Source organism: Nocardia brevicatena NBRC 12119 (assembly GCF_000308495.1).
Lineage (GTDB): Bacteria > Actinomycetota > Actinomycetes > Mycobacteriales > Mycobacteriaceae > Nocardia > Nocardia brevicatena.
The window spans coordinates 14,108-31,917 of the sequence record NZ_BAFU01000013.1 but is presented as its reverse complement, the minus strand read 5'-3'; the positions used below and the strand labels follow the sequence as shown (position 1 = coordinate 31,917).

At 68.9% G+C, this 17,810-nt stretch carries 18 protein-coding genes; 10 read left to right on the top strand and 8 right to left on the bottom strand.

Annotation, left to right across the window (positions count from 1 at the left end):
* Positions 1 to 47: 47 nt before the first annotated feature.
* Complete coding sequence (locus ON20_RS02815) at positions 48 to 1,007, bottom strand: DUF3027 domain-containing protein (protein ID WP_083864532.1); 960 nt, start codon at positions 1,005 to 1,007, stop codon at positions 48 to 50.
* Positions 1,008 to 1,024: 17 nt separating this feature from the next.
* On the opposite strand from ON20_RS02815, the gene ON20_RS02810 reads away from it, so the two are divergent.
* The 3 genes from ON20_RS02810 to ON20_RS02800 all read left to right on the top strand — a co-directional run bounded on the left by ON20_RS02810 (position 1,025) and on the right by ON20_RS02800 (position 4,453).
* Complete coding sequence (locus ON20_RS02810) at positions 1,025 to 1,798, top strand: glutaminyl-peptide cyclotransferase (protein ID WP_040833285.1); 774 nt, start codon at positions 1,025 to 1,027, stop codon at positions 1,796 to 1,798.
* Between the two features lie 355 nt (positions 1,799 to 2,153).
* Positions 2,154 to 3,950, top strand: coding sequence for an MFS transporter (locus ON20_RS02805; protein WP_438803370.1), 1,797 nt, complete (start codon positions 2,154 to 2,156; stop codon positions 3,948 to 3,950).
* Positions 3,947 to 4,453 (top strand): DUF2771 domain-containing protein, encoded by a 507-nt coding sequence (locus ON20_RS02800; RefSeq protein WP_051161479.1) that lies wholly within the window; start codon positions 3,947 to 3,949, stop codon positions 4,451 to 4,453. Before ON20_RS02805 ends, ON20_RS02800 begins: the two co-directional genes overlap by 4 nt.
* A 389-nt stretch (positions 4,454 to 4,842) precedes the next feature.
* Here ON20_RS02800 and ON20_RS02795 read toward each other — a convergent pair whose 3' ends face one another.
* Complete coding sequence (locus ON20_RS02795; RefSeq protein WP_040833284.1) at positions 4,843 to 5,259, bottom strand: cold-shock protein; 417 nt, start codon at positions 5,257 to 5,259, stop codon at positions 4,843 to 4,845.
* Between the two features lie 201 nt (positions 5,260 to 5,460).
* Here ON20_RS02795 and ON20_RS02790 point away from each other — a divergent pair, with 201 nt between their 5' ends.
* Positions 5,461 to 5,718 (top strand): hypothetical protein, encoded by a 258-nt coding sequence (locus ON20_RS02790; protein ID WP_040833283.1) that lies wholly within the window; start codon positions 5,461 to 5,463, stop codon positions 5,716 to 5,718.
* A gap of 397 nt (positions 5,719 to 6,115) precedes the next feature.
* On the top strand, positions 6,116 to 6,772 hold the full coding sequence (locus tag ON20_RS02785; protein WP_040833282.1) for a transglycosylase family protein: 657 nt from the start codon (positions 6,116 to 6,118) through the stop codon (positions 6,770 to 6,772).
* A 76-nt stretch (positions 6,773 to 6,848) separates the two neighbouring features.
* On the opposite strand, the gene ON20_RS02780 is transcribed toward ON20_RS02785, so the two are convergent.
* Both ON20_RS02780 and ON20_RS02775 read right to left on the bottom strand, forming a co-directional pair.
* Positions 6,849 to 7,376 carry a hypothetical protein gene (locus ON20_RS02780; RefSeq protein ID WP_157228654.1) on the bottom strand — a complete coding sequence of 176 codons (528 nt, stop codon included), beginning with the start codon at positions 7,374 to 7,376 and terminating at the stop codon, positions 6,849 to 6,851.
* 86 nt (positions 7,377 to 7,462) lie between these two features.
* Entirely contained in the window at positions 7,463 to 7,789 is a 327-nt protein-coding gene (locus ON20_RS02775) for a hypothetical protein (RefSeq protein WP_040833279.1), read from the bottom strand.
* A 403-nt stretch (positions 7,790 to 8,192) separates the two neighbouring features.
* Here ON20_RS02775 and ON20_RS35580 point away from each other — a divergent pair, with 403 nt between their 5' ends.
* Together ON20_RS35580 and ON20_RS02765 are read left to right on the top strand one after the other, a co-directional pair.
* On the top strand, positions 8,193 to 9,440 hold the full coding sequence (locus ON20_RS35580; RefSeq protein ID WP_157228653.1) for a helix-turn-helix domain-containing protein: 1,248 nt from the start codon (positions 8,193 to 8,195) through the stop codon (positions 9,438 to 9,440).
* The gene (locus ON20_RS02765) at positions 9,437 to 9,760 is read left to right on the top strand and encodes a hypothetical protein (RefSeq protein WP_040833276.1); all 324 of its coding nucleotides are present in this window, start codon (positions 9,437 to 9,439) and stop codon (positions 9,758 to 9,760) included. The genes ON20_RS35580 and ON20_RS02765 overlap by 4 nt, the downstream gene beginning before the upstream one ends.
* Positions 9,761 to 9,900: 140 nt before the next feature.
* Here the strand turns inward: ON20_RS02765 and ON20_RS02760 are convergent, their stop codons facing one another.
* Entirely contained in the window at positions 9,901 to 10,089 is a 189-nt protein-coding gene (locus tag ON20_RS02760) for a hypothetical protein (RefSeq protein ID WP_040833274.1), read from the bottom strand.
* A gap of 63 nt (positions 10,090 to 10,152) precedes the next feature.
* Between ON20_RS02760 and ON20_RS02755 the strand changes: the two genes are divergently transcribed.
* Positions 10,153 to 12,441 carry a helicase-associated domain-containing protein gene (locus tag ON20_RS02755; RefSeq protein ID WP_040833273.1) on the top strand — a complete coding sequence of 763 codons (2,289 nt, stop codon included), beginning with the start codon at positions 10,153 to 10,155 and terminating at the stop codon, positions 12,439 to 12,441.
* Between the two features lie 47 nt (positions 12,442 to 12,488).
* Here ON20_RS02755 and ON20_RS02750 read toward each other — a convergent pair whose 3' ends face one another.
* Complete coding sequence (locus ON20_RS02750; RefSeq protein WP_040833272.1) at positions 12,489 to 14,153, bottom strand: DNA repair helicase XPB; 1,665 nt, start codon at positions 14,151 to 14,153, stop codon at positions 12,489 to 12,491.
* A gap of 139 nt (positions 14,154 to 14,292) precedes the next feature.
* Between ON20_RS02750 and ON20_RS02745 the strand changes: the two genes are divergently transcribed.
* Positions 14,293 to 14,937, top strand: coding sequence for a LysE family translocator (locus ON20_RS02745; protein WP_040833271.1), 645 nt, complete (start codon positions 14,293 to 14,295; stop codon positions 14,935 to 14,937).
* Positions 14,938 to 14,942: 5 nt separating this feature from the next.
* Here the strand turns inward: ON20_RS02745 and ON20_RS02740 are convergent, their stop codons facing one another.
* Both ON20_RS02740 and sigJ read right to left on the bottom strand, forming a co-directional pair.
* A complete protein-coding gene (locus ON20_RS02740; RefSeq protein WP_040833270.1) occupies positions 14,943 to 16,109 on the bottom strand; it encodes a pyridoxal phosphate-dependent aminotransferase in 1,167 nt (388 codons plus the stop codon).
* Positions 16,110 to 16,118: 9 nt separating this feature from the next.
* Positions 16,119 to 17,054 carry an RNA polymerase sigma factor SigJ gene (sigJ, locus tag ON20_RS02735; protein WP_040833313.1) on the bottom strand — a complete coding sequence of 312 codons (936 nt, stop codon included), beginning with the start codon at positions 17,052 to 17,054 and terminating at the stop codon, positions 16,119 to 16,121.
* 107 nt (positions 17,055 to 17,161) lie between these two features.
* On the opposite strand from sigJ, the gene ON20_RS02730 reads away from it, so the two are divergent.
* The gene (locus ON20_RS02730; protein ID WP_040833269.1) at positions 17,162 to 17,731 is read left to right on the top strand and encodes a GNAT family N-acetyltransferase; all 570 of its coding nucleotides are present in this window, start codon (positions 17,162 to 17,164) and stop codon (positions 17,729 to 17,731) included.
* Positions 17,732 to 17,810: the final 79 nt, after the last annotated feature.

Sequence of the window (17,810 nt, the reverse complement as noted above, 5' to 3'; positions counted from 1 at the left end):
GTCCGAGGCGCCCGGCCCGACCGGCTCGCCCGAGGCGGCCCGCTCGCTCAGATCGTCTCCGATGATCCGCGTTCGGATGAACTCTCGTCCGAATCCTGTCCGACGGGTACGGTATCGCCTTGCGCCTTCTCGGTGTCCCGCATCTCGGTCGAGGCCGATTCTGTGGAGCCGACCATCGCACCGGTCTCGGCCACAACCGCGGTCTGTTCGGCGGCCGACCCGTTCATACCGGAGTCCTCCGGCCGAGTCCCGGACCGCAGCGAATCGGTGGGGATGACCTCGATCGCCGCATCGTCGTAGGCCTCGTACAGCGGCGACCCCGAGCCGGTGGGAGCGGGCGTGTCCGAATGCGCACCACAACCGTATCCGGCATGGACCACATGCCCGTCGGCACCCATGGCATTGGCACAGACCCCGAACGCCGCGCGCAGCGAACCGGCCAACGGTAGGTAGAAGCCGCAGGTTCCGCAGGTGCCCGGCGCCGCCTTGGCCATCTCGGTATCCGGACCGTACTCGGCGTACCAGCGTTCGGCGGCCTCCGCGCGGCCCTCCGGGCTCAGGGCCTGGCTACGGCCCAGGCCGACCTGATAGGCGACCTCGTCCACCTCCGGATCACCGGTCGCGGTGTAGCCGGGTACCAGACGCGGATCATCCGGCAACGGGGCCAGCAGATCACCGGGAGCGAGGTCCCCGGGTCGGATCCGTTGCTCCCACGGTACGAACTCCGGCGCGATCAGCGCATCGGGTCCGGGAAGCAGAGCGGATTCACTGACCGTGGCATGGTCGGCATCCGCCGGCGCCGCGACCACCACCGCCCACTGCCAGCCGCGGTAGCCGGGCAGCGTGGCCTCGAACCGGTGGGTGGCCGCGTAGTCGTCCTCGGCACTGACCCCGAGATACTCCCCGACCCCGGATGGCTCCAGTTCCAGAAGCGCACGCCGGGCCAGGTCCACGGCATCGCCCAGGATCGGCCGTACACCAGAGTCCGAAACAGGTACTGCGCTCACGGACTATATTTTGCCGTATGAGGCGCAATCGCCGTGCGTGGGCCGTCGCGGGATTGATTTGTCTGCTCGGAACGGCCGCGTGCGGCGATGTCGAAGGCACGTCACCACGGCTGACCGTGCAGGTATTGCGCACTTATCCGCACGACCGGACGGCGTTCACGCAGGGCCTGGAAATCGACGGCGAGGTGCTGTACGAGAGCACCGGTATGAAGGGCCGCTCCGGTGTGCGCACCACTGATCGAACCTCCGGTGCCGAACTGGCCCGCACCGACCTGGCCGACCCGTATTTCGGCGAGGGCATCACCCGCGCAGGCGATACGCTCTGGCAACTCACCTGGACCGAGGGCGTGGCCTACGCCCGCGATCCGGGCACCCTGGCCGAACGCGCCCGCATCCGATACGAGGGCGAGGGCTGGGGGCTGTGCACCCGGGCAGGCCGGCTGGTCATGAGCGACGGTTCGGCGACCCTCACCTTCCGCGATCCGGACAGCTTCGCCGTAACCGGCTCGGTCACCCTGGTCGACCACGGCTCGGCGCGGTTGAACGAACTCGACTGCGCGGACGACGGCTCGGTCTACGCCAACGTCTGGCCGACCGACCGGATACTGCGCATCGATCCCGACACCGGCCGCGTACTGGCCGATATCGATGCGAGCGGCCTGCTCACCACCCTGGAACGGGCCCAGGCCGATGTCCTCAACGGGATTGCCCAGGTCCCCGGCACCGACCGTTTCCTGCTCACCGGAAAGTACTGGCCAACGGTTTTCGAGGTCCGCTTCGTACCGGCCTGAGCCCTCGGTCGCCGGTGCGGGAAGCGAGATACGTCACTGCCGCCATCGGCTCGGGCAGGGCGGAATCCCGCACTGTGACGCATGCGCCAGAATTGAGGGTGTGACCACTCCCCGCGAGCCCTCCGGTTCCGATCGCGGTCGGTGGGACGCCGCCGAGTATCCGCCATCGCAGCGGCATCCGGGATACGACCGCTACCCGCCGCCGAACGTGCCACACCGCAACCGGGACGCCGATTCCGGCCCCGACTACACAGAATCGCCGCGCACCCGTCGCCTCCACATCGCCGAGCACGACGAGATCGGGCACGACCACGATCGGGGCCCGCACCCCGGGTCCGCGGCCGAGCAGCGCGATATCGCCCGGCCACCCAGCAGATTCGCCCGAATCTTCGGCATCTCCGGTGTGGAGGGCCCACCGGTACCGGACGGCGGGCGATCACCCCACCGGTCCGCCGCATCCGAACACCGCGATGCCCCGGAGCCGGCGGACTCGACGAACCGCTTCGGCGGGCCCGCCACCCGCCGGGCCGCCGACCTTCCCCAAGGGAGCTCTCGCGCCTTCCGCGCCGACTCCGCCGGCCGTACGGGTCGCGCTGTCGGCACCGCGGGCCGCGCGCGCTACGACCCCCCACCCGGCGGTGATCCGGCGAGCAATCCGCCGACCCGGCCGTACGAGACGGTCGAATCCTCCACCCCGCTCGACTCCCCCGGCGCGCGCCGCATCCCGCGCAAGCTCACCGTCACCCGCGTCGCCGCCATGCGCGGCCGGGAGCTCACCGAGAAGGGCATCGCCACCTTCCAGCGCGCGGCCAAGGCCGACGGCGCCGACAAATCCGGGCTCACCGCGCTGACCTACGCCACCATGGCGAATTTCGCCCTCGACGCGGCGATCGCCGTGGCCTTGGCGAATACCCTGTTCTTCGCCAGCGCCACCGCCGAGAGCAAAACCAAGGTCGCTCTGTATCTGCTGATCACCATCGCCCCGTTCGCGGTGATCGCCCCGCTCATCGGTCCGCTGTTGGACCGGCTGCAGCGGGGCCGCCGACTCGCCCTGGCAGTTTCCTTCGCGATCCGCGCGGTGGTGGCGGTGGTGTTGCTCATCGATTTCGACAGCTGGGCGCTGTATCCGCTGGCCCTGTGCATGATGGTGTTCAGCAAATCGTTCGCCGTGCTCAAGAGCGCGGTGACGCCTCGGGTCCTGCCCCCGGGGATCGATCTGGTCCGCACCAACTCCCGCCTGACGGTATTCGGCCTGGTCGGCGGCACTCTTGGTGCCGGTGGGGTGGCCGGGGCGGCGGCCGCGCTGTTCGGTTCGGGGGGCGCGCTGTGTCTCGCGGTGGTGATCGCCGTCGGCGGTACCTATCTGAGCCTGCACATCCCCCGCTGGGTAGAGGTCACCGAGGGCGAGGTTCCCGCCACATTCGGCTACCACGGGCACGATCCGCATACCGAGGTGCTGAGCCGGGGTAGCGAATCCACCGTCCCACCGCGCAAACGCCGCCAGCCGTTGGGCCGGGCGGTGGTCACCGGCCTGTGGGGTAACAGTGCCATCCGGGTGCTGACCGGATTCCTGACCTTCTATGTGGCGTTCGTCGCCAAGGCCACCGAACATCGACCGGTCCAGCAGGCCGCCATGCTCGGGGTGGTCGGCGCGGCGGCCGCCGTCGGCAACTTCGCGGGAAACGCGACCGGTGCCCGCCTGAAACTGGGCAGGCCCTCGCTGATCGTGCTCAACTGCACGGTCGGATGCACGGTCGTGGCGCTGGTCGCGGTGTTCACCGACAACCTGTTCGGCGCGGCGCTGGCCGCCCTGGTCGCCGCGGCGGCGAGCGCGCTGGCGAAGGTATCCCTGGACGCCGCCATCCAGGACGATCTGCCGCCGGAGTCGATCGCGTCCGGTTTCGGCCGGTCGGAAACGGTGCTCCAGCTCAGCTGGGTGGTCGGCGGGGCGGCCGGGGTGCTGCTGCCCACCGACTACTGGAAGGGTTTCGCGGTGGTCAGCGCGGTACTCGTACTCGGTCTGGTCCAGAGTGTGCTGAGCTATCGCGGCCATTCCCTGCTGCCCGGACTGGGCGGTAACCGTCCCCATCACGCGGAGCAGGAAATTCCCGTGCCGCTGTCCGATATTCCCCGAGGAGACCCCATCCGGTGAGCACATACAACATCCGCACGAGCATCGCGCTGCTCACGGCCGGGCTGCTGGTGCTCGTTGCCGCCACCGTAGGCGTGGTGTGGGCGCTGGTACGCGACGCCGAACCACACGATCCCGAGATCACCGCGTACGCGCACGGCACCACGGTGACGGTGCCACCGTTCATGTACTGCACGGTGCGGATGCAGGACTGCCGCTACGGCGAGACGGTACCGCTCGAAGTCCCCGCCGGATATCCGCTGCAACTGTCGCTGCCGGACCGGGTGGTGGACGCGCCGTGGCGGATGCAGCAGGTCTACGCACTGCCGTCCGGCGACGAAATCGCCCGCCCGATCGACCACACCGGCTTCCCGGAAGGCACCCGCGCCATCACCGTGCCGTCTCGGCCCGAACCGGACCTACGGCTGATCGGAGTGGAGTTGCAGCTGCCCATCCTCGCGATCGACGAGACCGGTCGGGAGTTCTCCGTCCCGCACGCGGTGTGGTCGATCAAGACGGCCTGACGGGCCGAAGTCACAAGGCCCCGTTACGTCCCACGGCGAGCCACGAAACCCCGTAACCGCCCGGTATCCTCCGACCACCTCACCCCGATGGCCGGGGCCCGCCTCTGACCCGAATCGACGTCACGCAGCGGCGACACGCAGGTACAGAGCCTCGCTCCAGGCCCCGGTCGGCACCCTTCTCGGACACCTCGCCCCGATGGTCGGGGCCCACCCCGGCGCAGATCCGATGCTACGAAACCACCAAGGGTTGCGGCCCGTCTCGCGTTTCAGCGCCCGAAGCGCATGTGCCGAAGGCACGAGTCTCGGGCGCTGAAACGCGAGACCCGCCAGGGCCGCAACCCCGCGCCGCCGAAGGCGGCGCCAAAAAACACAGCGCAATCGAACACAACTCAGCGATCGAGTTCGCGCGCCACCGCGCGGACCACCTCGGAAATACGCTGGGCGGTCTTGCGGTCGGGGTAGCGGCCCTTGCGCAGGTCGGGCTGCACCTTCGCCTCCAGCAGGGTGATCATGTCCTCGACCATGCCGTGCAGCTCGTCCGGAGTGTGTTTGCGGACGGGCTCCTTGCGCGAATGACGCTCCTGGCTCTGCCGCAGCGATGGCGGCGCCTCCAGGAGTTTCAGGCTCAGCGCCTGTGGCCCGCGACGCCCCGCGGCCATCCCGAACTCCACGCGCTGGCCGGGTTTCAGGGACTCGATACCCTGCGGCAACGCGGACGAGCGGACATACACGTCCTCACCCTCGTCCTGGGAAAGGAAGCCGAAGCCCTTTTCCACGTCGTACCACTTCACCCTGCCGGTCGGCACTGTGCTCACCCGTTCGTTTATCCGGAACCCGAAGCCTGGCGCCGCGGGCACACCCGTCCGCGGGGCACCGCCCGGCCGGAGCCGGCGACAGAGCCCGCAACTACTCGTAAAGAACGCGCCCCACAGGTATGCAGGACGCGTGTTGCACAAGAGTCTACCCCGGTGCGATCCACACCAGCACATCAGTTTTACCGTCGAGCGGTGACGAACCCCGCCGAACCACCGCATGCCGAATCGTCGCCGCCTCCTCGGTCCCCCCGGTCCTCGGGCAATTGGCTGCTGTATACCGCCCTCGGACTGTTCACGCTGGGGGTGTTGGCGATTATCGGAATCTTCCTCACCCCGGCCCTTGCCGACAGGGAGCCCGGTCTGTGGCTGTACCTGGGCGCGATGCTGGCGCCTCTGGGCTTCGTCGTGGCGTTGATCTTCACGCTGCGTTCCGGCCGCCGGAGCCGGTGAGCGATACGAATTCGGCCGACCGAGCATCGGGTACCCGTGCATCGACACCCGAAATCCAACTGTGATCCTCATCACATAACAGGCCGATAACGAAGCGGTCCACGAACCGTCTCGCACCTCACACACAGCCACTAGCTGCATAGAAGCAATTACGGTGCCCCGAGACCGTCCCGCAACCCGCCCGCACACACCGGTTACCAAATAGTGATTTTTCGCGGCGTTCGTCGTACCGTCTTAGCCAGCCGGGAGACCCGGCCCACCGGCCCGCCGCACCGAGCCTCGCCCCGCGGGTACCGGACCCCAAACGGAACGAGGGGCGAGGGCGGGACGGACACCCTCTCAGTCCGAACCCGAACGAACTACCTCGCAGGTGCGTACGAGAGGAAGACGAACCCGAATGAGTGGACGCCATCGCAAGCCAACCACTACCGGTCGCACCGTAGCCAAGGTTGCCGTCACCGGCGCCATGATCGGCACCGCCGGTGTGGCCCTCGCCGGTAACGCCAGCGCGGCACCCGACTCCGACTGGGATCAACTCGCGCAGTGCGAAGCCGGGGGCAACTGGGCCATCAACACCGGCAACGGCTACCAGGGCGGCCTGCAGTTCTCGCCGAGCACCTGGCGGGCCCACGGCGGCGGCGACTATGCCCCGACCGCCAACCAGGCCTCCCGCGAACAGCAGATCACGGTTGCCGAACGAGTTCTCGCTTCGCAGGGCTGGGGCGCTTGGCCGTCCTGCTCCTCCAAGCTGGGCCTGAGCAGCGGCTCCACCCCCCGTGAGGCCCCCGAGACCAAGCTCGTGGAGCAGAACACCCCGCGGCAGCAGACCGCCCCCCAGCAGACCCCTGCCGCCCCGCAGCAGCAGACGCAGAACACCGAGAGCCAGGACGTCTACGCCGCCGTCGACCGCGCCGTCGCCGCGGTCCAGGCCCAAGGCATCCAGATCCCGCAGCCTGCCCTCGACCTCTTCAACGCCGTGAAGGCGAACAACACCCAGCTCGACCCGGCGGTCGTCGACTTCTTCCAGGCCAACAAAGGCCTACTGCCTTCCTGAGCCACTCGCTCCCCGCAGACACGAAAACAGCTCCCCGCATCCACCCCGATGCGGGGAGCTGTTTTCGTGTCTGCGGCTATCCGGTCACGACTTCCCACCGTGCGAGCTCGGCCGAGCGCGACGGATTCCCATTCCACAGGTGAAGCTGAAAATCGCCGTCTTTCAGTTTGGCCTCGGTGTCATATTCCGGTCCCATATCGGCGACGTACAGCGCGAACGTCCTCTGGCCGAGCGGCGTCGATTTCAGCACCGTCGCGATATCGGTAGCGATCGGCCGCAACGCATCCGCACTCGACGAGTCCGGAACGCAGAGGTCGAGCGCGACGCCGACCTCGCCCGGGTGATCGCTGTCGGTGGACACTCGGCCGGTGACCACCTGGGCGTCGGGTGGCAACTGCAGGACCGCGGCGAACGCGGAGAGCTCGGGATCCTTGATAGGTGACGCCGGGTAGCACATCGTCGGTGCCGTCGCCGCGTCGTTCGTCGTGGCGGGCGGTGCGGTGGCTTCGGTGGCGGGGGCGGCGGTATCGGTTTCGACCGAGCAGCCGGACAGCAGCGCCGCGGCGGCGAGCACAGCGAGAGTGGAACGAACAGGAATCGACATAAGGTGTCCCCTCGGTGATGGTGCGGGGGCACGAAAAAGGCGCCCCGCCGGTCCGTTACGGGATCGGCGAGGCGCCTCGAGTCGTTTCAGCGGGTCGGCGGGTTCAGTCTGCACTCGAGCACGCCGGTCGCGGTCACGAGGTCGACAACCGCAGCGACCGCACGCCACGGCCGAGGCTGCTGGACAGCGTGTTTGCTCAGGTGCGGCACGACGACCACCTCGGCGTCATGCTCGAGCATGTGTTGCACTGCGACAGCCGCTGCGAGCTCCAGCTTTATCTCCGCGAATACGGTGTGCACCACTGTGAGGCCGTGCCGCTGCACGATCCGTTTGAGCGTGTGGGTATCGCAGTCCTGCCGGCACAGCACGATTGCCCGCCTCGGGGCGGCGATCGTGGGAGCATGCCCGGTCATGGCCGACCCCGCAGTCCTTCGGAGACGCGTTCCAAAAGCTCTACGCTGTTGCATGCGTCGGCATCCACGCGAGTGCCGAGGACGTTCCAAATGTTCAGCGCGGTCACGATCGCCTGCGAGCACATCGGCACTCTAGCGGGCGGCGGAGCTATCTCGACATGACTCATTATGTGTCCCCTGTTGGTGTCCGGTGTGTTCACCCGGCGCCAAGGCTGGAATATCCCCGCCGGCTCGTCTGTCGGCCGGTGGTTGAGCCGCGCGCTGTGTCAGCCTTCGGCACATCCCGGCGCCGGGTGTACAGGCGACGCTATGGGTGTCCTTGGGGACATTGGGGGGACATTCGGGGGCATGGTGGTGCCATGCGCGCATACAGTGGATTCACACCGACTTCGCAGGGGCGCAGATGGTTATCGTTGCCACGTGGACAGACCGAGACGTGCGCGCGTTGCGCGACGCTATGTCTCTGTCGCAACAGGGATTCGCCGACCGGTGCGGCGTGAACGTGCGCACCGTCAAAAGGTGGGAAGCCGGCCACACGATCGGCCGTGCCGGGCAAGCCGACCTCGGCCGCCTACTGGCACGGCTGACGCCCTCGGAGACCGAGGCGTTCCGCCTCACGCGAGAGGAGTCCGACGTGGATCGGCGGGCGTTGTTCAAGGCTGCCGGCGCGTTCAGTGCCGCCGCAACCCTCACCGGGCCCGGCGGTAATCCGGCCGGCCCGGATTGGCTCGCCCACGGATCCGGCCGACCCGACACGGCGACAGTCGAGCTGGTCCGCTCCACCTTGCACGCAGCCATGCAGCTCGACGACAAATTGGGATCTCCCGCCGCGTCCGGCCTGGTCACCGTCCAACAGCAACTCACCGAGGCCATGTTGCAAGACTGCCCGGCCGAATTGCGGCCCGCGTTGCTGTCGCCGCGCGCCGAATGGGTCGGATTCTCCGGGTGCCTGGCGTGGGACAGCGGCGACCACGCGACCGCGGGACAGCGATACGCGGACGCCCGTGAACTGGCGCACGACGCCGAAGACGACGACCTGGCCGCGTACATGCTGTGCCACATGAGCCAACTCGCCATATGGCAGCAGCGGCGCCGTACCGCCCTCGACTACGCTGTCGCTGCACGTTCGTGGGTCGCCCAAAGCGAGGACCGCCGGCTACGTGCCTATGTCGGCATCCGGTACGCCGACGCCGCCGGTTTGGCCGGGCAGAATCGCGCCGCATTGTCCGCGCTCGCCGACGCAGAGCGCGACCTCGCCGGACTTTCACCGTGCCATCCGTCCGAGTCCCGGGCCTATTTCGCAGGCCCCGGCCTGCTCGAGTCCTACCGGGGCCTTGTCCTGTCCAACCTCGGCGAGGCCGGCCCCGCCGCCGCGGCATCGAGGCGGGCCGCGTCCATGATCGACCCCGAATTCGCGCGTGACCGGGCAGTGACGTTGCTCGAGCTGGCCCGGCCATTGGAGCAAATGAACGACATCGACGAGGCCGCGGCCGTGATCGGCGAGGCCGCCGAGCTGTGCGAGCGGAACCGATCCCCGCGTTTGGCCGCTGCCGTCGTGTCGAGTAGGCATCGACTCGCACCCTGGGCGACGAGCAAGTCGGTGCGGGAGCTCGACGAGCAGCTCGTCGGCCGCGATATCGTGCAGGTATGAACGTGCCGCCTGTCGATGTCCGCGAACGGTGGATCCTCGCCCGTCTCGCTCGGGCGCGGGCAGCTTTCTATGGATCGAAACCGACCTATATCGGTGGTGGGCGACGGTCCGAGCCCACCGTCCGGCACGGCCGCGCGGCCGAGGATCTACATGCCGCGAAACAGGCACGTAACCGCCTGCTCGTCGAACTGGTGGGCGATGCGACGACAGTGCCACTCGAGCTGGCGAAACGCCTGGACCTGACGGGACGAGAGGCGGCGAGCATCGTGCACGTTGCCCGGTCGGGCTCGCGCCTGCTGCGTAACGATCTGTTGGGGTAGATACAGCAAAAGGCACCCGGGGTTCTCGTGTTTCAGCGCCCGAAGCGCATGCGCCGAAGGCACGAGTCTCGGGCGCTGAAACGCGAGACCCGCCAGGGCCGCAACCCCGCGCCGCCGAAGGCGGCGCAATCGAACACAGCTCAGCGGTTGACGACCGTGCGCGGGTGCAGGTACGGCAACTGCTCGGCAGCGACCGGGAATTCGGTGTCCTCGCCGAAGGGCGAGAGATTACCGGAGCGGGCCGACGACAACTCGGTGACCGCGTGCTCACCATCGCCTACTTCAGGCCAGCCGTTGTCGACATAACGTTTCTTCGATTTGTTCACCACGGGCTCATTCTGGCATGTCAACGACCGCCATCGATGCGGTGGCAGCCACGTAGGCTGGATCGGATGACCGGGACCGACTCTCTGGCCGCCTGGCTCGGCGGCCGAACCGACGCACAGCTGGTGACTTTGCTCGAGCGCCGGCCCGATCTGGCAGTGCCACTACCCTCGTCGATGACGGTACTCGCCGCCCGGGCCGAACAGCGGGCCTCCGTTCTACGCGCCGCCGATGATCTCAACACCCTCGAGTTCGCCATCGCCGAGATCCTGGCCGTGCGGACCTCCTCCGGCGCCCCGGCACCGACCTGCCAGGAGTTGAAGAAAGCGCTGTGTGATCGGGCACGGGCCGCAGCCGTGGACGCCGCCCTGACCCGGTTGACCGACCGGGCCCTGCTCTGGTCCGACAGTGACGACAGACTGCATCCGGTGCCCACGGTCGCCGAGGCGCTGCCGTGGCCGATGGGCAGCGCCACCGACCTCCCCGACGCGCTCACCGAACCCGAGGTGACGGCCGCCCTCTCCGAGCTGGCCCCGGCCGAACGCGCCCTGCTGGACAAGCTGGCGGACAACGGTCCGCGTGGACGCACCCGTGACGCCGCACCGGGCACCTCGCCCGATCGTCCGGTCCAACGCCTTCTGGCCCGGGGGCTGCTGCACCGGATCGACGATGAAACCGTGGAGCTGCCGCTCACCGTCGGCCAGGTCCTGCGGCACGAACCGGTCACCGACCCCCATGGCCTCACCCCACCCGAACTCGAACCGGTCGCCCACACCGGGGCCGAGGTGAACGGTGTCGCGGCCGGTGAGGTCGGGGAACTGCTGCGGCACTGTGCCGCGATCATCGACGTGCTGGGGCAGGCTCCCGCGCCGGCGCTGCGCGCCGGCGGGCTCGGCGTCCGCGAACTGCGGCGGGTGGCCAAGGCCGCCGGTATCGACGAATCACGCGCCGGTCTGCTGGTGGAACTGCTCGCCGCGGCGAAACTGATCGGGAAGGGCCTACCGGATCCGGCGCCCGCCCTCGACACCACCGACGATTTCTGGGCGCCCACGCCCGCTGCGGACGCCTGGCAGGCGGCGTCGACCGCACACCGATGGGTACCGCTCGCGACGGCCTGGCTCGAACTGGACCGCTGCCCGTGGATGATCGGTATGCGCGACGCCAATGGCAAACCGCTGGCGGCGCTGGCCCACGAACTGCGGGTACCGCACGCCGTCCGCGACCGACGCGCGATCCTCGGTGTCCTGGCCGAACAACCCGCCGGCACCGAACTCGGCCCCGCCGATATCGCCCGGCTGCTGGCCTGGCGCGCCCCACGGCGACGCAGACACTACCGACGCGAGGTGGTGGAGCACATCCTGGGCGAAGCGGCCGCCTTGGGCCTCATCGGTCGGGGTGCCCTCACCGCACCGGCGCGGGCACTGCTGCGCGACACACCGGACAGCACCGCTGCGGCCGAGGCCGCCATGGAAACCGCTTTGCCCGACCCCGTGGATCATGTGCTGGTGCAGGCGGACCTGACGGTTATCGCCCCCGGACCGCTCACCGCCGACCTCCAGCAGCGGATCGAACTGGTGGCCGATGTGGAATCGGCCGGCGCCGCGACGGTGTACCGGATCAGCGAGACCTCGGTGCGCCGGGCCCTCGACGCCGGTCTGACCGCGGCCGAACTACACGCCCTGTTCGACCGGCATTCCCGCACGCCCATACCGCAGACCCTGTCCTATCTGATCGACGATGTGGCCCGCCGCCACGGCCGGCTGCGGGCCGGGATGGCGCAGTCGTTCGTGCGTAGCGATGACGCGACCCTGCTGGCCCAGGTCCTGGCCTCGCCCGTGGCCGAAGATCTCGCCCTGCGCGGTATCGCGCCGACGGTCGCCATATCGCAGGCGCCGCTGGGTGAACTGCTGGAGCGGCTCCGTACGGCCGGTTTCGCGCCGGCCGGTGAGGATGCGGCCGGTCTGATCGTGGACCTGCGCCGCCGCGGTGCCCGAATCACTGTGCGCCCACCGACGCGGCAGCCCTACCGTCCGGTTCCGCCGAGCACCGAACAGCTACGACTGCTGGTCGCCGAGCTGCGGGCCGGGGAACGCGCCGCGAGCGCGACGGGTGGTCGGACGGTGCGTACCGACGGCACCCGAACCGGTACCGCCGCGACCCTGGCGCTGCTCCAATTGGCGGCCCGGGGCCACCGATCCGTGAATATCGGTTATGTGGACGCGCAGGGGGTGGCCATTCAGCGGGTGGTCGAACCGGTCCGGGTGGGTCACGGACAACTCGACGCGCTGGACCCGGTGACCGGCACGGTGCGACAGTTCACCTTGCACCGCATCGCTTCGGTCGCCCTGCTCGACTGATCGCCCGACCCGCGTGCGCCGGTAGGCTCCGGAACGGTCGCCACCGTTCATTCCGAACCGATGGCCGGCCCCAGGAGATCGTCGGCGTCGGTGATGCGATAGGCGTAACCCTGCTCGGCGAGAAACCGCTGCCGGTGGGCGGCGTATTCGGTGTCGAGGGTGTCGCGGGCGACAACGGAATAGAAATGCGCCTGACCACCGTCGTGTTTGGGCCGCAGCAGCCGGCCGAGCCGCTGGGCCTCTTCCTGTCGGGAACCGAAGGTGCCCGATACCTGCACCGCCACCGATGCCTCCGGTAGGTCGATGGAGAAATTGGCCACCTTGCTCACCACCAGCACCGGAATCTCACCCCGTCGGAAGGCGTCGAAAAGCGCTTCACGTTCCTTGTTTCTGGTGGAGCCCTGGATCACCGGGGCGTCGAGGGCCGCGCCCAACTCCTCCAGCTGTTCCAGATACGCGCCGATCACCAGGCTCGGAGCGTCCCGGTGCCGGGCCAGGATGGATTCCACCACGGCGATCTTGGTGTGCGCGGTGGAGCACAACTTGTACCGTTCCTCCGGTTCCGCCGTCGCATAGGCCATCCGCTCGGCGTCGGTGAGCGTGACCCGCACCTCGATACATTCCGCAGGCGCGATCCACCCCTGCGCCTCGATATCCTTCCACGGCGCGTCGTAGCGTTTGGGACCGATCAGCGAGAACACATCGCCCTCGCGGCCGTCTTCGCGCACCAGGGTCGCGGTGAGCCCGAGCCGGCGCCGGGACTGCAGATCGGCCGTCATCCGGAACACCGGCGCGGGCAGCAGGTGCACCTCGTCGTAGATCACCAGGCCCCAGTCCCGGCTGTCGAACAGCTCCAAATGTCGGTACTCGCCCTTGGTGCGCCGGGTGATCACCTGGTAGGTGGCGATGGTGACCGGCCGGATCTCCTTGCGCTCCCCGGAGTATTCGCCGATCTCGTCCTCGGTCAGCGAGGTGCGGGCCAGCAGCTCCCGCCGCCACTGCCGTCCGGCGACGGTATTGGTGACCAGGATCAGCGTGGTGGCCTTCGCCTTGGCCATGGCCGCCGCCCCGACCATCGTCTTGCCCGCGCCGCACGGCAGGACGACCACCCCGGAGCCGCCCGCCCAGAACGAATCGGCGGCCATCTCCTGGTAATCACGCAGCCGCCAGTGGCCGCCCGCGTAATCGAGTTCGATGGGATGCGCCTCACCGTCCACGTAACCGGCCAGGTCCTCGGCCGGCCAGCCGATCTTGAGCAGTAGCTGTTTGATATGACCGCGCTCGGACGGGTGTACCACGACGGTGTCGTCGTCGATACGGGCACCGAGCATGGGCGCGACCTTCTTGTGCCGCAGCACCTCCTCCAACACCGCCCGGTCCAGACTGACCAGGGTGAGTCCGTGCGCGGGGTGTTTCACCAACTGCAACCGCCCGTACCGGGCCATGGTGTCGACGATGTCCACCAACAGCGGCTGCGGGACCGCATACCGCGAATAGCTGACCAGCGCGTCCACCACCTGCTCGGCGTCGTGCCCCGCCGCCCGGGCGTTCCACAGCGCCAGCGGCGTGACCCGGTAGGTGTGCACATGCTCGGGCGCCCGTTCCAGTTCCGCGAACGGGGCGATGGCCTGCCGGGCGGTATCGGCCAGTTCGTGGTCGACCTCGAGCAACAGCGTCTTATCACTCTGTACGATCAGCGGGCCATCTGCCACAAGAACTCCTCCTCTGCCGTTTCCCATTGTTGCCGAACCCTCCGACACGGTGGCGAATTCCTCGCACCCGCGCGGACCGGGCCGGCGATCGTGAAGTGGACCGAGACGGATACGAGCGACCGGGGCGAATATAGGAACCGTGATCGAGATGGCAGCGGTGGTAGGAGTCGCGGCGGCGGCGCTGGGGATTGTGCTGAGTCCGGGACCGAACATGATGTACCTGGTATCGCGGACGGTGGCGCAGGGGCGCCGTGCCGGACTGATCTCGCTGAGCGGTGTCGCTGCCGGGTTCGCGGTGTATCTGACCGCGGTCGCGACCGGCATCACCGCGGTCTTCGCGCTGGTCCCCCAACTGTATCTGGCGTTGAAACTGGCCGGCGCGTGCTATCTCGGCTACCTGGCGTGGCAGGCGATCCGGCCCGGCGGTGCCTCGGTGTTCGCCCCGACCGCGCTACCCGCCGCCCCCGCCCGGCGGCTGTTCGCCATGGGTCTGCTGACGAATCTGCTCAACCCGAAGATCGCCGTCATGTACCTGGCGTTGATCCCACAGTTCGTCGCCCCCTGCGGCGGGCCGGTCTGGGCGCAGAGCCTGTGCCTGGGTGCGGTGCAGATATCGGTCGCGCTGCTGGTGAACGGGCTGATCGTGCTAGGGGCGGGACGAGTGGCCGCCCTCCTGACCGGCCGTCCGCTGTGGGTGCGGGTCCAGCGATACCTCATGGGCACCGTACTGGGCGTCATCGCCGGCCTGCTCATCACCGACCGTGCCCGTCCGGTTCCGGCCTGATCACCTTACCCTCGACGCAGCCGGCGGACGGCCTCGTCGAGGGTTTCCGGCCGTTTGCAGAACGTGAACCGGATCAGGTGCCGCCAGGGTGCCGGATCGTCGGCGAAGACACCGACCGGAACGGCCGCCACACCGAGCCGGCCCGGCAGTTCCCGGCAGAACTCCACTCCGTCGCCGGCGCCGAGCGGCCGGATATCGGCACAGACGAAATAGCTGCCCGCACTGCGGTACGTCCGGAAACCCGCGTCGGTCAGGGCGGCCGACAGCCGTAGCCGCTCCTCGGACAGGGTGGCACGCAACCGCTGCACCCAGGCCGATTCGTAGGTCAGGGCATGAGCGACGGCCGGCTGGAACGGGCCGCCGCCGACGAAGGTCAGAAACTGTTTCGCGGCCAGTACCGCGTCGACCAGCGCGGGCGGGCCACATACCCAGCCGATCTTCCAACCTGTGACATTGAACGTCTTGGCCGCGCTGGACACCACCAGGGTGCGCTCGGCCATCCCGGGCAGGGTGGCGATACAGACATGCTCGACGCCGTCGTAGACCAGATGCTCGTAGACCTCGTCGGTGAGGACCAGCAGGTCGTGTTCGCACGCGAGTTCGGCGATCGCGGTGAGATCGGCGCGATCGAGCACGGTGCCGGTGGGATTGTGCGGCGAATTCAGCACGATCATCCGGGTCTCCGGGGTGATCGCCGCGCGCAGGCTGTCGTGGTCGAGCACGAACCGGTCGCCGTCGGCCACCAGCCGCGCCGTACGCCGACGCGCGCCGGCCAGCGCGACCGCGGCCGGATAGGAGTCGTAGTAGGGCTCGACGAGCACCACCTCCCGGCCCGGTTCCACCAGCCCGAGCACCGCGGCGCTCACCGCCTCGGTGGCGCCCACGGTCACCAGGACCTCGGTGTCCGGGTCGTAGTCGGTGCCATAGCGGCGGGCACGGTCCGCGGCGATCGCCCGACGCAGTACCGGCATACCCCGCCCGGGCGGGTACTGGTTGATTCCATCGGCGATCGCACGGCGGGCGATCTCGAGCATCTCCGCCGGCCCGTCGCTGTCCGGGAAACCCTGGCCGAGGTTGACCGCGTCGTACCGGAGGGCGAGCTCGGTCATTTCGGCGAAGATGGTGGACGTGAAGGGGCGCAGCCGGGTGACGGTCGGCGTATCGACGGGCATGAGCCCACCTTATGGTGCTCCCGTGGGACGGCCCAGCCGGATACCGGTGAATTTCGCCGGGTTGGCGATATCGTAGGTGCCCCGGACCAGCCCGTCGACAACGGTGAACCCGACAACCCGCCTCGGGTGTCCCGGATGGACCCCGTCGGGGCGCCGCTCATGCACCAGCGCGCCGAGTCGACCGTTCACCAGCACGAACTCGAACCCGGAGGCCTCGCCGAGCTCGGTCAGCCCGTACCGGCGCATCAGGCCGAGGAAGAACCTCGCGACCTTGACCGGGCCGGTGATCACATTGGGCGCGGTCGGGGTGGTGCCGTTCGCGTCGCCGACCATCACCGTCTCCGGGTGCAGCGCCGCGGCCACGGCATGTACATCGCCGGAGTTCAGCGCGGTCAGCAGCCGCTGCACGGCGGCATCGTGTTCGGCGTCGGTCACCGGTTCGGGTGCCGCCTGCACCGATCTGCGCGCCCGCGCCGCCAGCTGTCGCGCCGCGTCCACGGTGACCCCGAGGATCTCCGCGATCTCGTCGTAGGGCACCGAAAGCCCCTCGTGGAGCACGAACGCCACCCGCTGCGGTGGCGTGAGCGAATCGAGCACGACCATTGCCGCGAACCGGAATTCCTGCCCGCGCACCACGGCCGTCAACGGGTCGGTCGGACGCGCACCGCTCAGGGGCGCGACCACCGGCTCCGGCAGCCACTGCCCCACATAGCTTTCGCGGCGCACCGCCGCGCTGCGCAACCGGTCCAGGCACAATCGGCTCACCACGGTCGTCAGCCAGGCCCGCAGGTCCTCGATCTCCGACTGGCGGGCCCCCGCCAACCGCAGCCAACTCTCCTGCACCGCGTCCTCGGCGTCGGCGGCACTGCCGGTCAGCCGATAGGCCACCGCCAACAGGTGCGAACGATGGGATTCGAACAGATCGGCGAGGATCGCGGCCACCACCGGACCGATTCTACGGTCCGGGGCGCCGAACACCTCCACCTGGCACAGCCTGCACGAACAGCGAAAACGTCTGGGCGGAACCGGTACCTCCGTGCCACCATGGCGAGATGGAGGAGCGCACCCTGACCGACGGCACCGTCTGGTTGTCCCGACCGAAGGACACCGATATCGACGTGATCACCGAACACTGTCAGGACCCGGTGATCGGCGAATGGGTCACCATCCCGGTACCGTATCGCCGCTGTGACGCCGAGGGGTTCGTGCACGACATGGTCGCGAACGGCTGGGTCGAACGCAGCCCGGTCTGGGGGGTGCGCCTGGCCGAGCACGGCCGGCTGATCGGCACGGTCGGCCTCGGTGCCCGTGACGAGTCCGCTGCCGAGATCGGCTACTGGCTCGCCCCCGAATACCGCCGCCGCGGCCTGATCGGCCGGGCAGTAGGCATGGTGTGCGATTTCGGTTTCCGAACGGACGGCCTGGCACTGGCCCGGATATCGTGGCGCGCCTTCGTCGGCAACCACGCCTCCGCAGCCGTGGTCCGCAACAACGGCTTCCGCTACGAGGGACTGTGCCGGCTCGGCAGCCTCCAACGCGGTGTGCGCCGTGACCACTGGATGGCCGCCCGCCTGTCCACCGATCCGCCCGGCCGGGCCGAAGGCTGGCCGGCGGATATCTGAACCCGGCGGCCCACCGCCGGCGGCTTCGCCGTGCGCAGTGTCACAACCGGCGACCTGCTCGGCCTCATCGCCGAGCCGG

Bases quoted from the DNA above. Each gene is read 5' to 3' on its own strand.
- ON20_RS02780 (WP_157228654.1), bottom strand. From the start codon at position 7,376: ATGTCGATTCCTGTTCGTTCCACTCTCGCTGTGCTCGCCGCCGCGGCG.
- ON20_RS02740 (WP_040833270.1), bottom strand. From the start codon at position 16,109: ATGCCCGTCGATACGCCGACCGTCACCCGGCTGCGCCCCTTCACGTCC.
- ON20_RS02765 (WP_040833276.1), top strand. From the start codon at position 9,437: ATGAACGTGCCGCCTGTCGATGTCCGCGAACGGTGGATCCTCGCCCGT.
- ON20_RS02775 (WP_040833279.1), bottom strand. From the start codon at position 7,789: ATGACCGGGCATGCTCCCACGATCGCCGCCCCGAGGCGGGCAATCGTG.
- ON20_RS02785 (WP_040833282.1), top strand. From the start codon at position 6,116: ATGAGTGGACGCCATCGCAAGCCAACCACTACCGGTCGCACCGTAGCC.
- ON20_RS35580 (WP_157228653.1), top strand. From the start codon at position 8,193: ATGGTTATCGTTGCCACGTGGACAGACCGAGACGTGCGCGCGTTGCGC.
- ON20_RS02730 (WP_040833269.1), top strand. From the start codon at position 17,162: ATGGAGGAGCGCACCCTGACCGACGGCACCGTCTGGTTGTCCCGACCG.
- ON20_RS02810 (WP_040833285.1), top strand. From the start codon at position 1,025: ATGAGGCGCAATCGCCGTGCGTGGGCCGTCGCGGGATTGATTTGTCTG.
- ON20_RS02755 (WP_040833273.1), top strand. From the start codon at position 10,153: ATGACCGGGACCGACTCTCTGGCCGCCTGGCTCGGCGGCCGAACCGAC.